11 protein-coding genes are annotated in these 14612 nt (G+C 74.3%); all 11 read left to right on the top strand.

Annotated features, from left to right (window positions below):
• The first annotated feature begins 10 nt into the window (after positions 1-10).
• The gene (locus tag ACIQVI_RS28315; protein WP_403600854.1) at positions 11-1372 is read left to right on the top strand and encodes a ubiquitin-like domain-containing protein; all 1362 of its coding nucleotides are present in this window, start codon (positions 11-13) and stop codon (positions 1370-1372) included.
• A 39-nt stretch (positions 1373-1411) separates the two neighbouring features.
• A complete protein-coding gene (gene rsmA, locus ACIQVI_RS28310; RefSeq protein ID WP_351969021.1) occupies positions 1412-2284 on the top strand; it encodes a 16S rRNA (adenine(1518)-N(6)/adenine(1519)-N(6))-dimethyltransferase RsmA in 873 nt (290 codons plus the stop codon).
• A complete protein-coding gene (locus tag ACIQVI_RS28305; protein ID WP_403600850.1) occupies positions 2281-3249 on the top strand; it encodes a 4-(cytidine 5'-diphospho)-2-C-methyl-D-erythritol kinase in 969 nt (322 codons plus the stop codon). The genes rsmA and ACIQVI_RS28305 overlap by 4 nt, the downstream gene beginning before the upstream one ends.
• Positions 3250-3346: 97 nt before the next feature.
• The gene (locus ACIQVI_RS28300; protein WP_403600847.1) at positions 3347-4645 is read left to right on the top strand and encodes an acyltransferase; all 1299 of its coding nucleotides are present in this window, start codon (positions 3347-3349) and stop codon (positions 4643-4645) included.
• Positions 4646-4713: 68 nt separating this feature from the next.
• Positions 4714-6519, top strand: coding sequence for an ABC-F family ATP-binding cassette domain-containing protein (locus ACIQVI_RS28295; RefSeq protein WP_403600844.1), 1806 nt, complete (start codon positions 4714-4716; stop codon positions 6517-6519).
• Between the two features lie 113 nt (positions 6520-6632).
• A complete protein-coding gene (locus ACIQVI_RS28290; protein ID WP_351973080.1) occupies positions 6633-8459 on the top strand; it encodes a PQQ-binding-like beta-propeller repeat protein in 1827 nt (608 codons plus the stop codon).
• Positions 8460-8472: 13 nt separating this feature from the next.
• Positions 8473-10278 carry a PQQ-binding-like beta-propeller repeat protein gene (locus ACIQVI_RS28285; RefSeq protein WP_403600841.1) on the top strand — a complete coding sequence of 602 codons (1806 nt, stop codon included), beginning with the start codon at positions 8473-8475 and terminating at the stop codon, positions 10276-10278.
• A gap of 156 nt (positions 10279-10434) precedes the next feature.
• The gene (locus tag ACIQVI_RS28280; protein WP_403601232.1) at positions 10435-11118 is read left to right on the top strand and encodes a LuxR C-terminal-related transcriptional regulator; all 684 of its coding nucleotides are present in this window, start codon (positions 10435-10437) and stop codon (positions 11116-11118) included.
• Positions 11119-11398: 280 nt separating this feature from the next.
• Positions 11399-12442 carry a galactose-1-phosphate uridylyltransferase gene (galT, locus tag ACIQVI_RS28275; protein ID WP_403600838.1) on the top strand — a complete coding sequence of 348 codons (1044 nt, stop codon included), beginning with the start codon at positions 11399-11401 and terminating at the stop codon, positions 12440-12442.
• Positions 12439-13410, top strand: a complete 972-nt coding sequence (gene galE, locus ACIQVI_RS28270; RefSeq protein WP_403600835.1) for a UDP-glucose 4-epimerase GalE — start codon at positions 12439-12441, stop codon at positions 13408-13410. The genes galT and galE overlap by 4 nt, the downstream gene beginning before the upstream one ends.
• A complete protein-coding gene (gene galK / locus ACIQVI_RS28265; protein ID WP_351973084.1) occupies positions 13407-14546 on the top strand; it encodes a galactokinase in 1140 nt (379 codons plus the stop codon). The genes galE and galK overlap by 4 nt, the downstream gene beginning before the upstream one ends.
• The last annotated feature ends 66 nt before the right edge of the window (positions 14547-14612 follow it).

Raw genomic sequence — 14612 nt, 5'->3', positions numbered from 1 at the left:
TCCCGGCCTCGTGAGCACTTCCCAGGGCAGTCACCGGGCCGGACGCCGGAGCGGCGGCGCGACTCCCGGCGTCCTCCCCGCCCCTCCCGGCCCGCCCCTCCACGAGCAGCCCCTCCACGAGCAGCCCACGCAGGCCGCGCCCCTGGTCGCGCCCGGCACCGGGGGAGTGCCCGGCACCGTCCCCGGGCAGGGCACCCGGGCCGGGGCCCGCCGGGCCGCCCGCCGCCGCAAGGCCTCCGGGGGATCCGGGGGCCCCGCAGGGCGGTCCGCGGGGCCCGTGGGAGAGGGGCTGCGGCGACTCGTCCCCCAGGCCCTCGTCGTCGCCTTCCTCGCCGGCGGCACCACCGCCTTCGTCGCCGACGACAAGGCCGTCCGGCTCTCCGTCGACGGCGTCCCCCGCACCCTGCACACCTTCGCCGACGACGTCGGGGAGCTCCTCGCCGACGAGGGCCTGGCCGTCGACGGGCACGACATCGTCGCCCCCGCGCCCGGCCACGCCCTCGCCGACGGCGACGAGGTCGTGGTCCGCTACGGACGCCCGGTCACCCTCACCCTCGACGGCCGGCGCCACCGGGTGTGGACGACCGCCCGGAGCGTCGAGGAGGCGCTGCGGCAGCTCGGGGTCCGGGCGGAGGGCGCGTACCTCTCGGTCTCCCGCTCGGCCGCCATCTCCCGGCACGGCCTCGCCCTCGACGTGCGCACCGAGCGGGCCGTCACCTTCCTGGCCGACGGGCGCGAGCGGACCGTCCGCACCAACGCCGCCACCGTCGGGGAGGCGCTCGCCGAGACCGGGATCACCCTCGCCGGGCAGGACGCCCTCTCCGTGGACCCCGGCTCCTTCCCCCGCGACGGCCAGACCGTCACCGTGCTGCGGATCACCGACAGCAGGCGGGTGCGCGAGGAGACCGTGCCGTACGCCGTCGAGCGGGTCCGCGACCCGGAGCTCTTCGCCGGGACCGAGGTCGTCGAACGGCAGGGCGTCCACGGCCTGCGCCGCGTCACGTACGCCCTGCGCTCGGTCAACGGCGTCCAGGGGCGGCCCCGCAGGATCGGCGAGGAGATCGTCCGCGAGCCCGTCAGCCGCACGGTCCGGGTCGGCACCCGCCGCCCGCCCGCCTCCGTCACCGGCGCCGACGGCCTCGACTGGGCCGCGCTCGCCGCCTGCGAGTCCGGCGGCCGGCCGGACGCCGTCGACCCCTCGGGGACGTACGGCGGGCTCTACCAGTTCGACCCCGCCACCTGGCGCTCCCTCGGCGGCACCGGCACCGCCCAGGACGCGCCCGCCGCCGAGCAGACCTTCCGCGCGAAGCAGCTGTACGTGCGGCGGGGGGCGAGCCCGTGGCCCCACTGCGGGCGCCGACTGGGCGGGTGAGCGGCGGGCCGTGCGACGGGCAAGCCCTAGTCTGTACTGGTGAGCGACACCACCGGTCCCGAAACCTCCGACGCCCTCCTCGGCCCCGCCGACATCCGTGAGCTGGCCGCCGCCCTCGGCGTGCGCCCCACGAAGCAGAAGGGCCAGAACTTCGTCATCGACGCCAACACCGTCCGGCGGATCGTCCGCACGGCCGGGGTGCGCCCCGACGACGTGGTCGTGGAGGTGGGGCCCGGCCTCGGCTCCCTCACCCTGGCCCTCCTGGAGGCCGCGGACCGGGTGACCGCCGTCGAGATCGACGACGTCCTCGCCGCCGCGCTGCCCGCCACGATCCGGGCCCGGATGCCCGCGCGGGCCGACCGCTTCGCGCTCGTGCACTCCGACGCCATGCTGGTCGAGGAGCTGCCGGGCCCGGCGCCCACCGCGCTCGTCGCGAACCTGCCGTACAACGTGGCCGTGCCCGTCCTGCTGCACATGCTGGAGCGCTTCCCGAGCATCGAGCGGACCCTCGTCATGGTCCAGGCCGAGGTCGCGGACCGGCTCGCGGCCGGCCCGGGGAACAAGGTGTACGGCGTGCCCTCGGTGAAGGCCAACTGGTACGCCGAGGTGAAGCGGGCCGGCTCCATCGGCCGCAACGTCTTCTGGCCCGCGCCGAACGTCGACTCCGGCCTGGTCTCCCTGGTCCGCCGCACCGAGCCGCTGGCCACCACCGCCACCCGACAGGAGGTCTTCGCGGTCGTCGACGCGGCCTTCGCCCAGCGCCGCAAGACCCTCCGCGCGGCCCTCGCGGGCTGGGCGGGCTCCCCGGCGGCGGCCGAGGAGGCCCTGGTGAAGGCCGGGATCTCGCCGCAGGCGCGCGGCGAGTCCCTGACGGTGGAGGAGTTCGCCCGGATCGCGGAGGCGAAGGCATGAGCGGCGGCACGGAGCCGGTGCGCGGCGGTGCGGGCGGTGCGGCTGCCGGGGACGAGGGGCGGCGGTCCGTCACCGTCCGCGTCCCCGCCAAGGTCAACGTCCAGCTCGCGGTCGGCGCGGCCCGCCCCGACGGCTTCCACGACCTGGCCAACGTCTTCCTCGCCGTCTCCCTGTACGACGAGGTGACCGCCACCCCCGCCGAGGCCCTGACGGTCACCTGCGAGGGCCCGGACGCCGACAAGGTGCCGCTCGACCGCACCAACCTCGCCGCGCGCGCCGCCGAACTCCTCGCCGCCCGGCACGGCATCGCCCCGGACGTGCACCTGCACATCGCCAAGGACATCCCGGTCGCCGGCGGCATGGCGGGCGGCAGCGCGGACGGCGCGGGCGCGCTGCTCGCGTGCGACGCGCTCTGGGGCCTGGACACCCCCCGCGCCACGCTCCTCGACATCTGCGCGGAGCTGGGCTCCGACGTGCCGTTCAGCCTGGTCGGCGGGGCGGCGCTCGGCACCGGGCGGGGCGAGAGGCTGACGGAGCTGCCGGTCGGCGGCGCCTTCCACTGGGTGTTCGCCGTCGCGGACGGCGGGCTCTCCACCCCGGTCGTCTTCGGCGAGTTCGACCGGCTCACCGAGGGCACGGACGTCCCCGAACCGGCCGCCTCCCCCGCCCTCCTGGAGGCCCTGCGCACCGGCGACACCACCGCCCTCGCGGGCGCCCTCGCCAACGACCTCCAGGCCCCGGCGCTCTCCCTGCGCCCCTCGCTCGCCGCGACCCTGGCGGCCGGCACGGACGCGGGCGCGCTCGCCGCGCTGGTCTCCGGCTCGGGCCCGACGACCGCGTTCCTGGTGAAGGACGCGGAGGCGGCGACGGCGGTCGCCGCCGCCCTGACCGCCTCCGGCACCTGCCGCACGGCCCGCACGGCGACCTCCCCGGCACCGGGCGCGCGCCTCGTCCAGCACGGCTAGTACGGCCACGGCCACGCACACGGCCGCGGATACTCGGGTACGCGCCTGAGTATCCGCGCCCTGTTCCCGGACCGGGCGCCCGCGGGACCGTACCCGCATGGGACGCAGCAACCGCCTCCGCGCGCGTGACCTCGCCGCCGCCACGCCCTCCACCCGGGACCGGTACGTCGATCTGCTCCGGGTCGCCTCGCTCGCCGTCGTCGTGCTCGGGCACTGGCTGATGGCGGCGGTCGGCCCGGACGGGCAGGTGGGGAACCTGCTCGCGGTCGTGCCGGAGCTCCAGGCGGCGACCTGGCTGTTCCAGGTCATGCCGGTGTTCTTCTTCGTCGGCGGCTTCGCGCACGCCCTCGCCCACCGCTCCCGCCCCCGGTACGCGGAGTTCCTGCGGGCCCGGCTCCAGCGGCTGCTGCGGCCCACCACGGCGTTCGTCGCGGTGTGGGGCGCGGCCGCGCTCGTGCTCCAGCTGCTCGGCGCCGACGGCGGCCTCACCGGGGTCGCGCTGCGGCTCGTCACCCAGCCGCTCTGGTTCATCGGGATCTACCTGGCGATGGTCGCCCTCACCCCGCCGCTCCTGAGGCTGCACGAGCGGTGGGGCTGGGGCGCGTTCGCCGCGCTCGCGGGCGGCGCGGTCGCCGTCGACGTCCTGCGGTTCGCGGCGCACGTGCCGTTCGTCGAGTTCCTGAACTTCGCGTTCGTGTGGCTGGCGGTCCACCAGCTCGGCTTCCTGCGCGCCGACGGCATGATCCGCCGCCCCGCGCCGCTCGCCGGGGCGGGCCTCGTGGGCGCGGCCGCGCTCGTCGCCCTCGGGCCGTACCCGCTCTCCATGGTCGGGATGCCCGGCGAGAAGGTCTCGAACATGGCCCCGCCGACGCTCGCCCTGCTCTGCCACGGCCTGTGGCTGGTCGGCGCGGTCGAGCTCCTGAAGGGCCCCGGGTCCCGGCTCGTCGCCCGCGCCGGGGTCTGGCGGGCGGTGGTCGCCGCCAACGGGATCGCGATGACCACCTTCCTCTGGCACCTGACGGCCATGCTCGGGGTGTACGGGGTGCTCCTCGGGACCGGCGCGACGCTGCCCGCCCCCGCCTCCGGCGCCTGGTGGGCGCAGGTGCCGCTCCGGTGCGCGGCGGCGGCCCTGCTCACCGCCCTGCTCGTCGCCGCCTTCCGCCGCTTCGAGGCCCCGGTGCCGCCCGCCCCGTCGACCGGCGCGGGCGGCCCGCTCGCCGCACTCGGCATCACCCTGGCCCTGCTGGGCGTCCTCGGCCTCTCCGTGACCGGCTTCGCCGGGCTCCTCGACGGCCACGCGGCGACCCTGATCGTCCTCCCGCTCACGGCCCCGGCCGCCGTGGCGCTGATCCTGGCGGGCTGGCTCGCGGTGGAGCGGGCGGGCCGGACCGGCTGAGCGCCGCGAGGCCCGTCGGTCCCACGGTCTACCCTGGACGTCGATCGATCACCCCGTCAGGAGTCAACGTGGCCGTCAACCTGGTCAATGTCGAGAACGTCAGCAAGGTGTACGGCACCCGTGCCCTGCTCGACGGCGTCTCGCTCGGCGTCTCCGAAGGGGACCGGATCGGGGTCGTGGGCCGCAACGGCGACGGCAAGACCACCCTCATCCGGATGCTCGCCCGCCTGGAGGAGGCCGACACCGGCCGCGTCACCCACAGCGGCGGCCTGCGCCTGGGCGTCCTCACCCAGCACGACTCGCTCGACCCGAAGGCCACCATCCGGCACGAGGTCATCGGCGTCATGGCCGACCACGAGTGGGCCGGCAGCGCCAAGATCCGCGACGTGCTCACCGGCCTCTTCGGCGGGCTCGACCTGCCCGGCTTCGAGAACGGCCTGGACACCGTCATCGGCCCGCTCTCCGGCGGCGAGCGGCGCCGGATCGCGCTCGCCAAGCTCCTCATCGAGGACCAGGACCTCATCGTCCTCGACGAGCCCACCAACCACCTCGACGTCGAGGGCATCTCCTGGCTCGCCCAGCACCTGCAGAACCGGCGCTCGGCGCTCGTCTGCGTCACCCACGACCGCTGGTTCCTCGACCAGGTCTGCACCCGCATGTGGGACGTGCAGCGCGGTGACGTGCACGAGTACGAGGGCGGCTACTCCGACTACGTCTTCGCCCGCGCCGAGCGCGAGCGGATCGCGGCCACGGAGGAGGTCAAGCGGCAGAACCTGATGCGCAAGGAGCTGGCCTGGCTGCGGCGCGGCGCCCCCGCCCGCACCTCCAAGCCCCGCTACCGCATCGAGGCGGCCAACGAGCTGATCGCCGACGTGCCGCCGCCGCGCGACACCAGCGAGCTGATGAAGTTCGCCAACGCGCGCCTGGGCAGGACGGTCTTCGACCTGGAGGACGTGACCGTCACCGCCGGACCCAAGGAACTGCTCAGGCACCTCACCTGGCAGCTCGGCCCCGGCGACCGCGTCGGCCTGGTCGGCGTCAACGGCGCGGGCAAGACCTCACTCCTGCGCGCCCTCGCGGACGCGGCCCGCACCGGCGGCGAGGAGCAGCCCGCCGCCGGCCGGATCGTCGTCGGCAAGACCGTCCGGCTCGCCTACCTCTCCCAGGACGTCACCGAGCTCCCCGGCACCCTGCGCGTCCTGGAGGCCGTGCAGCAGATCCGCGACCGGGTCGATCTCGGCAAGGGCCGCGAGATGACGGCCGGGCAGCTCTGCGAGCAGTTCGGCTTCTCCAAGGAGAAGCAGTGGACGCCGGTCGCCGATCTCTCCGGCGGCGAGCGCCGCAGGCTCCAGCTGCTGCGCCTGCTGATGGACGAGCCGAACGTCCTCTTCCTCGACGAGCCCACCAACGACCTCGACATCGAGACCCTGACCCAGCTGGAGGACCTCCTCGACGGCTGGCCGGGCTCCATGGTCGTCATCTCCCACGACCGGTTCTTCATCGAGCGGACCACGGACAAGACGTTCGCCCTGCTCGGTGACAAGACGCTGCGGATGCTGCCGCGCGGCATCGACGAGTACCTGGAGCGGCGCCGCAGGGCCGTCGAGGCGTCCGTCCCGACGCCCGCCGCCGCCCCCGCGCAGCCGAAGCCGGGCGTCTCGGCCGCCGACGCGCGCGCCGCGAAGAAGGAGCTCCAGAAGGTCGAGCGGCAGCTCGACAAGGTCTCCGGGAAGGAGGCGCAGCTCCACGCCCGGATCGCGGACAACGCCACCGACTTCGAGAAGGTGGCGAAGCTCGACGCGGAGCTGCGGGAGCTCGTCGCGGAGCGTGAGGAACTGGAGATGCGCTGGCTGGAACTGGCCGAGGACGCATAACGAGGGCATTACAGGCCGGTCCTCCCTTGGGAACAAGGGGTGGACCGGTCGCTTTTGCGCCATTGCGTGAGTGGTAGAAAGAAAACCCGTTCACGCCTAGGGGGAACCAGCCGATGACACAGCCGCCCAGCAACCAGCCGCCGGGGGGCTTCGGAGCCCCTCAGGACCCGAACCAGCCCTCGGGCCACTCCCCGCAGCCGGGGCAGCCGCCCGTACCGCCGGTCCCGCCGCAGGCGCCGCCGGTCCCGCCCGCCGCGCCGGGCCCGTACGGGCAGGCCCCGCAGCAGCCCGCGCCCGGGTACGGCTACCCGCAGCAGCCGGGTCAGCCCGGTCAGCCCGGCCCGTACGGGCAGCCGGTGCCGCCGCCCTACGGGTACCCGCAGCAGGGCCAGCAGCCCGGCCCGTACGGCCAGCAGCCCAACCCCTACGGCGGCCACCCCACCCAGCCCGGGTACCCCGGCGCCCCGACCCCGCCGCCCGGCGGCGGTCCCGGCAAGAACCGGACCGCCCTCGTCGCCGGTGTGGCCGCCGCGGCCGTCCTGGTCGCCGCCGTCACCACCTGGGCCGTCGTCGGCGGCGGTGACGACGAGAAGGACCCGGTGGCCCAGCCCACCGCCACGGCCACCTCCGGACCGACCTCCGGCGCCCCCAAGCCCTCCGGGTCGGCCGACGAGGGCGACGGCTCCGGCGACGGGCGCAACGGCGAAGAAGACCTCAACGCCGGCCGCCAGGACGGCGAGGCCAAGGTCAACTGGCTGACGAAGAACACCGTCGACCTGCCCCGCAACGGCGCCGACGTCAAGGGCCCCTGGATCGTCGGCGACACCGTCGTCAAGGCCATGTACAAGAGCGTCGAGGGCTACGACCTCACCACGGGCGCCGTGAAGTGGACCGTCCCCCTGCCGTTCGAGCTGTGCGCGGCCCCGACGGAGCCCTCCGCGAACGGGATCATGGTCTTCGGGTACGAGGAGAGCGCCAAGGACGGCGCCAAGTGCACCGAGCTCCAGCAGATCGACCTCAAGACCGGCAAGGCCGGCTGGAAGAAGGCCGTCCCGAAGGCCACCGGCCTCTTCGCCTTCTCCGACAACACCCTGACCATCAGCGGCAACACGGTCACCGCGGCCGGCACCAGCAGCGCGTACGGCTTCTCGCTCACCGACGGCCGCCAGCTCTTCAAGGGCGCCACCACCGGCTGCAAGCCCTTCGCCTACGCGGGCGGCAAGAAGCTGATCGCCGCCATGAGCTGCCCCTCGGGCAACGCCTCCAAGAAGGTCGAGGCGGTCGGCGAGGTCGACCCCACCACCGGCAAGCCGAAGTTCACCTTCCAGCTCCAGCCGGACTGGACGGTCGACAAGATCTACTCGGTCGACCCGCTGGTCGTCTCGGCCACCCAGCGCGAGCAGAAGAAGTGGGGCGTCTTCGCCCTCCGCCCGGACGGCAAGCTCCGCTCCACCATCCAGGGCGGCGCGGACAAGTTCGCCCCCTCGTGCGGCGGCAGCTTCGTCATCTTCGGCAAGAACCTCCAGGGCTGCACGGGCGTCGCGGCCGACGCGAACGCCTTCTACATGGCGACCGACACCGGCTACGGCAAGGCCAACGAGGTCGTCGCCTTCGACCTGAACACCGGCAAGCCCAAGTGGCGCTCCAAGGCCCCTGGCGAGCAGACCATGATCCCGCTGCGCATCGAGGGCTCCGAGGTCCTGACGTACGTGAAGCCCTCGTACAACAAGGGCGGTGCCACCGCCACCATCGCCCCGGCCGGCGGCGCGCCGAAGATCCTGCTCCAGCACCCGGCCTCCACCGCCGAGATCGAGAGCAGCTTCTACAGCGCCGGATACGCCTACGGCAACGGCACCTTCGTCGTCGCGAGCGGACGCGTCTCCGCCACGAACGACAAGGAAGAGAAGCTGGTCAAGACGATGATGGCCTTCAGCAAGTGAGGTACACGGACCGATGACGCAGCCACCCCCGCCCCCGCCGAACCAGCCGCCGGACCCGCAGGGCGGCTTCGGCGGGCCGACGCCTCCGCCGCAGCAGCCCGCGCCCGGCTACGGCTACCCGATGCAGCCCCCGGCCGACCAGGGGTACGGCTACCCGCAGCAGCCTCCGGCGGAGCCGGGCTACGGCTACCCGCAGCAGGCCCCGTACGGCTACCCCGGGCCGTCCGCGCCCGACCAGGGCCACGGCTACCCGACGCAGCCCCAGCAGCCGCAGCAGGCCCCGTACGGCTACCCGACCCAGCCGCAGTACGGCGGGTACCAGCAGCCCGCCACGCCGCCGGCGCCCGGCGGCGGCAAGAAGCTGTCGGCGCAGCTCCAGATCGTGATCGCGGCGGCCGTCGCGATCGCCCTGATCGTCGGCTTCGGCATCTGGTACGCCAACTCCGGTGACGACGGCCCCGACGAGGCCAAGGGGACGGGCGGCACCACGCAGGGCTCCACCGGCGGCGGCGACACCGGCGGCAAGGGCGGCGGTGGGGGCGGCGGCAAGGAGAAGGCGCCCGCCGATCCGCAGGCGAAGGTGGCCTACAAGATCGCGCAGCCGAAGGTCCCGGACGTCACCGACGTCTCCGGCTCCTGGATCACCGACAAGGCGTTCGTGAAGCCGGGCGTCAACTCGCTGGTCGCCTATGACCTGAACGGGGGCGACGTCCTGTGGACGCTGCCGCTGACCGGCCAGGTCTGCGGCTCCTCGCGGCACGTCAGCGCCGACAACAAGCTGCCGATCCTCTTCGAGGCGGCCAAGCGGGTCGCGCCGCGCTACTACCAGCAGTGCACCCAGGTCGGCGTGGTCGACCTGAACACCGGCAAGCTGGTGTGGTCCGAGGCCGTGTCGGTCGGCGACGACAAGGCGCGGTTCAGCGAGGTCACGCTCAGCGGGACGACCGTCGCGGCCGGCGGCACCGACGGCGGCGCGGCCTTCGACCTGAACAGCGGCAACGCCCGCTGGAAGCCGAAGGCCGAGGACGACCGCTGCTACGACCTGGGCTACGGCGGCGGCCCGGCCCTCGTCGCGGTCCGCAAGTGCGGCACGTACGACAACCCGAGCGTGCTGATCCAGAACCTCGACCCGGTGTCGGGCAAGCCGCTCTCGCAGTACAAGATGCCGTCCGGCGTGAAGTACGCCTCGGTCGTCTCCACCAAGCCGCTGGTCGTCGCGGCCGACGTCGGCGAGACCGCGGGCGACGGCAGCGGCATCTCGGACTTCTTCTCGATCGACGAGAAGACCGGGAAGCTGAAGGCGAAGATCACGGCGGACGCGGACCAGTACGCCGCCCGCTGCCGCACGACCCAGGTCGAGTCCTGCGAGCGGGCGCTCGTGGGCAACGGCAAGCTGTACGTGCCGACCGAGGAGCACGAGGGCAGCACCGGCGAGTACGGCTCCGAGACCAACGAGGTCATCGCCTTCGACCTGGCCACCGGGCGCACGGCGCCGGAGAAGGCCGACGCGGGCGACAAGTACACCTACGTCCCGCTGCGGATGGACGGCGCCAACATCATCGCGTACAAGGAGCCCCCGTACGACAAGGGCAGCCAGATCGTCTCGATCGACGGCACCACGATGAAGGAGACGCTGCTCCTGGAGAACCCGGCGGACAAGTCGGTGCAGAACCCGGAGCGCAGCTTCAGCCTGACCGGCGCCGAACTCCGCTACCAGGACGGCCGGTTCTTCATCTCCGACCGGCTGATCAGCAAGCCCCGGGAGTCGGACACCGGCCCCAAGGAGTACCTGCTGGTCTCCTTCGCCGTCGCGCGCTGACGGCGGATCGACACGGCCGCGGGCCCCTCCGGTGATCCGGAGGGGCCCGCGGCCGTGTCCGGGATTGGCGCGATACGCGGCGGGGGAGCGTGTAGCTTGCCGGGTTCAGGCCCGCCCCGGATCTCCGGCGGGCCCGGAGGAGGGGGAATGACCGGGATGGGCGTACGCCTCGTGGTGGTCGACGACCACCGGCTGCACGCGGAGGCGCTCGCCTCGGCGCTGAAGCTGCGCGGGCACCGGGTGCTCGCGGCGGCCGCGCCGGTGGCGGGCGCGGCGGAGCTGGTGGTGAGCCGGGCGCCGGAGGTCTGCCTCCTGGGCACGGCGGCGCCGGACGGGCCGGGGGTCTTCGACCCGGTCGTACGGATCAAGCGGGAGCGGCCGCAGGTGGCCGTGGTGGTGCTCGGCCCGGTGCCGTCGCCGCGCGGGATCGCGGCGGCGTTCGCGGCCGGGGCGTCCGGGTACGTCCGCCACGACGAGCGCATCGAGGGCGTCGAGCGGGCCCTGGTGAAGGCCAGGGCGGGGGAGTCGGCGGTGGCGCCGCAGCTGCTCCAGGGCGCGTTCGCGGAGCTGCTGCACCCCTCGGAGCAGCCGGACGACGAGGGCCAGCGGCTGCTGCGGCTCCTGACCCGGCGCGAGGTGGAGGTCCTGGTGCGGGTCGCGGAGGGCGAGGACACCCGGCTGATCGCCCTCGGAATGGGCATCGCCCCGAGCACGGCCCGGACCCACGTGCAGCGCGTCCTGATGAAACTGGACGTCGGCTCCCGCCTGGAAGCAGCGGCCCTCGCAGCCCGCACAGGCCTCTTGGACAGAGCCTTGCCGCACCCCAGGGGAGCCTCCTAGGGGCCACCGGGGGCTTGCCCGGCGCCCGGCACCCGCCCGGGGCCTGTCCGGCGGCCGTCTGCCGCTGGCCAGGCACCTCCGGGGGCCCGCCCGAGGCTGTCCGGCGTCCGTCAGGTACCCGCCCGCTGCCTGCCAGGCACCCCCCGCACCCGCCCCGGCGGGCATCACGAGAAACCCGCCCCGCGCCGGGGCCCGCCTCGCCATTGACGGTGATGTTGGAATGTGGTTCTTTGTGCGTGGTTCTGTTTGATCGCGCTTGGTCCTGCCCGGAGGGCATCCCGTGAAGAAGACCGTCACCACGCTCGCCGACGGGCGCGAGCTCATCTACTACGACGTGCGCGAGGACACCGTCCGCGACGCCGTCGACCCCCGTCCCCTCACCCCCGTCGTCTCCCGCTCCGAGATCCGGTACGACGAGCTGACCGGCGACCCGGTCACCGTCGCCTCCCACCGGCAGGACCGCACCTACCTCCCGCCGGCCGAGGCCTGCCCGCTCTGTCCCTCCCGGGACGGGCACGAGAGCGAGATCCCCGAGAAGGGCTACGAGGTGGCGGTCTTCGAGAACCGCTTCCCCTCCCTCTCCGGCGGCGTCGGCCGCTGCGAGGTCGTCTGCTTCACCGACGACCACACCGACTCCTTCGCCGACCTCACCGAGGAGCGTGCCGCCCTCGTCCTCGACGCCTGGACCGACCGCACCGCCGAACTCTCCGCCCTCCCCGGCGTCGAGCAGGTCTACTGCTTCGAGAACCGGGGCGCCGAGATCGGCGTCACCCTGCCCCACGCCCACGGCCAGATCTACGCCTTCCCCTACGTGACGCCCCGGACGGCCGCCATGCGGCGCCGGCTCGACGAGCACCGCGAGGCCACCGGACGGAACCTCTTCGACGACGTCGTCGCCCGGGAGAAGGAGGACGGCGAGCGGGTGGTCCTGGAGACCGACCACTGGATCGCCTTCGTGCCGTACGCCGCCCACTGGCCGTACGAGGTGCACCTGCACCCCAAGCGGCGGGTGCCCGACCTGCTCGCCCTCGACGGCGACGCCCGCACAGAGTGCGCACAGGTCCTTCTGGAACTCTTGAGGCGCTTCGACCGGATCTTCGGCCCGGACGCGCCGCCGACGCCCTACATCGCCGCCTGGCACCAGGCGCCGTTCACGGACCGGCGGCGCGAGGACTTCGGGCTCCACCTGGAGCTCTTCACCGTCCGCCGGGCCCCCGGCAAGCTCAAGTTCCTCGCGGGCACCGAATCCGGCATGGGCGCGTTCATGAACGACGTGCGGCCGGAGGACGCGGCCCGACGACTCCGAGAGGTGGCAGACGCATGACGCAGAGGTATCTGGTGACGGGCGGGGCGGGATACGTGGGCAGCGTCGTCGCCGCCCACCTCCTGGAGCGGGGCCACCGGGTCACCGTCCTCGACGACCTCTCCACCGGCTTCGCCGAAGCCGTCCCGGCGGGCGCCGAGTTCGTCGAGGGCCGCGTCCAGGACGCCGAGCGGTGGCTCGACGGCTCCTACGACGCCGTCCTGCACTTCGCCGCCTCCTCCCAGGTCGGCGAGTCCGTCGAGAAGCCGGAGAAGTACTGGGAGAACAACGTCGGCGGCACCACGGCCCTGCTCGCCGCCCTGCGCACGGCCGGCGTCCGCCGCCTGGTCTTCTCCTCCACCGCCGCCACCTACGGCGAGCCGGAGACCGTGCCGATCCCCGAGACCGCCCCCACCGCCCCCACCAGCCCCTACGGGGCCACCAAGCTCGCCGTGGACCACATGATCGGCGGCGAGTGCGCCGCCCACGGCCTGGCCGCCGTCTCGCTGCGCTACTTCAACGTGGCCGGGGCGTACGGCCCGTACGGCGAGCGCCACGACCCCGAGTCGCACCTGATCCCGCTCGTCCTCCAGGTCGCCCTGGGCCGCCGCGAGGCGATCTCCGTGTACGGCGAGGACTACCCGACCCCGGACGGCACCTGCGTCCGCGACTACATCCACGTCGCCGACCTCGCCGAGGCCCACCTGCTCGCGCTCGACGCCGTGGCGCCGGGCGAGCACCTGGTCTGCAACCTGGGCAACGGCAACGGCTTCTCCGTCCGCGAGGTGATCGAGACCGTCCGTAAGGTCACCGGCCACCCGGTCCCCGAGGTCGTCGCCCCGCGCCGCCCCGGCGACCCCGCCGTCCTCGTCGCCTCTGCCGACACCGCGCGCGAGCGGCTCGGCTGGACCCCCGCCCGCCCCGACCTGGCGGACGTCGTCGCCGACGCCTGGGCCTTCGCCCGGCGCGGAGAAGGAGAACGCCCGTGAACGTCGCCGCCGGATTCGAGAGCCTCTACGGGACCGCCCCCGACGGGGTCTGGGCGGCCCCCGGGCGGGTCAACCTCATCGGGGAGTACACCGACTTCAACGACGGCTTCGTGCTGCCGCTCGCCCTGCCGCACACCGCCGTCGCCGCCGTCGCCCGCCGCGACGACGGCGTCCTGCGGCTGCACTCGGCCGACGTCGACGGCGGGATCGTCCGGCTCGATACGGACACCCTGGAACCGCTCTCCGGCGGCGGCTGGGCGGCCTACCCGGCCGGGGTCGTCTGGGCCCTGCGGGAGGCCGGGCACCCGGTGACGGGCGCCGACCTGCACCTCGCCTCGACCGTGCCGACCGGCGCCGGACTCTCCTCCTCGGCCGCCCTGGAGGTCGTCACCGCGCTCGCCCTGAACGACCTGTTCGGCCTCGGCCTCTCCCGGCCGGAGCTGGCCCGGATCGCCCAGCGCGCCGAGAACGCCTTCGTCGGCGTGCCCTGCGGGGTCATGGACCAGATGGCCTCCGCCTGCGCGGAGGAGGGCCACGCCCTCCACCTGGACACCCGCGACCTGTCGTACCGTCAGGTCCCCTTCGACCTGGCCGCCGAGGGGCTGGCGCTGCTCGTCGTCGACACCCGCGTGAAGCACGCGCTCGGGGACGGCGCGTACGCCGAGCGGCGCGCCGGGTGCGAGGCGGGCGCGCGGGCGCTCGGCGTCCGCACCCTGCGCGAGGTCGACGCCGTACACCTGCCGGAAGCGCTCGCCCGGCTGGACGACGGGACGGTCCGGCGGTACGTCCGGCACGTCGTCTCGGACAACGCGCGCGTGGAGCGCGTGATCGCGCTGCTGGACGCCGGGGACCCCCGGGCGGTCGGCCCGGTCCTCACCGAGGGCCACGCCTCCCTCCGGGACGACCTGCGGGTCTCCTGCCCCGAACTGGACCTGGTGGTCGCGGCGGCGAACGCGGCCGGGGCGCTCGGCGCCCGGATGACCGGCGGCGGCTTCGGCGGCTCGGCCGTCGTCCTGGTGGAGACCGACCGGGCGGAGAAGGTCGCCGCCGCCGTCGAGGAGGCCTTCGCCCTGGCCGGGCACGCGGCCCCGGGCGTCTTCCCGGCCGTCCCGTCGGCGGGAGCCCGCCGCCTCTGAGGAGCCCTTTCCGGCCTCCGCCCCCGACAGTTCCCCGATTCGGCCCCCGCCGTGGCGCCCCGCCCC

The organism is Streptomyces sp. NPDC098101, from assembly GCF_044760185.1.
In the GTDB taxonomy this organism is placed as follows: Bacteria; Actinomycetota; Actinomycetes; order Streptomycetales; family Streptomycetaceae; genus Streptomyces.
Note: the sequence above shows the minus strand (reverse complement) of the source record. Positions and strands in the feature narration are given on the sequence as shown.

What these genes read in the sequence shown, in the direction of transcription:
- ACIQVI_RS28305 (WP_403600850.1), top strand. Translation starts at nt 2,281, where the DNA reads ATGAGCGGCGGCACGGAGCCGGTGCGCGGCGGTGCGGGCGGTGCGGCT.
- ACIQVI_RS28280 (WP_403601232.1), top strand. Translation starts at nt 10,435, where the DNA reads ATGGGCGTACGCCTCGTGGTGGTCGACGACCACCGGCTGCACGCGGAG.
- ACIQVI_RS28300 (WP_403600847.1), top strand. Translation starts at nt 3,347, where the DNA reads ATGGGACGCAGCAACCGCCTCCGCGCGCGTGACCTCGCCGCCGCCACG.
- ACIQVI_RS28290 (WP_351973080.1), top strand. Translation starts at nt 6,633, where the DNA reads ATGACACAGCCGCCCAGCAACCAGCCGCCGGGGGGCTTCGGAGCCCCT.
- galE (WP_403600835.1), top strand. Translation starts at nt 12,439, where the DNA reads ATGACGCAGAGGTATCTGGTGACGGGCGGGGCGGGATACGTGGGCAGC.
- ACIQVI_RS28285 (WP_403600841.1), top strand. Translation starts at nt 8,473, where the DNA reads ATGACGCAGCCACCCCCGCCCCCGCCGAACCAGCCGCCGGACCCGCAG.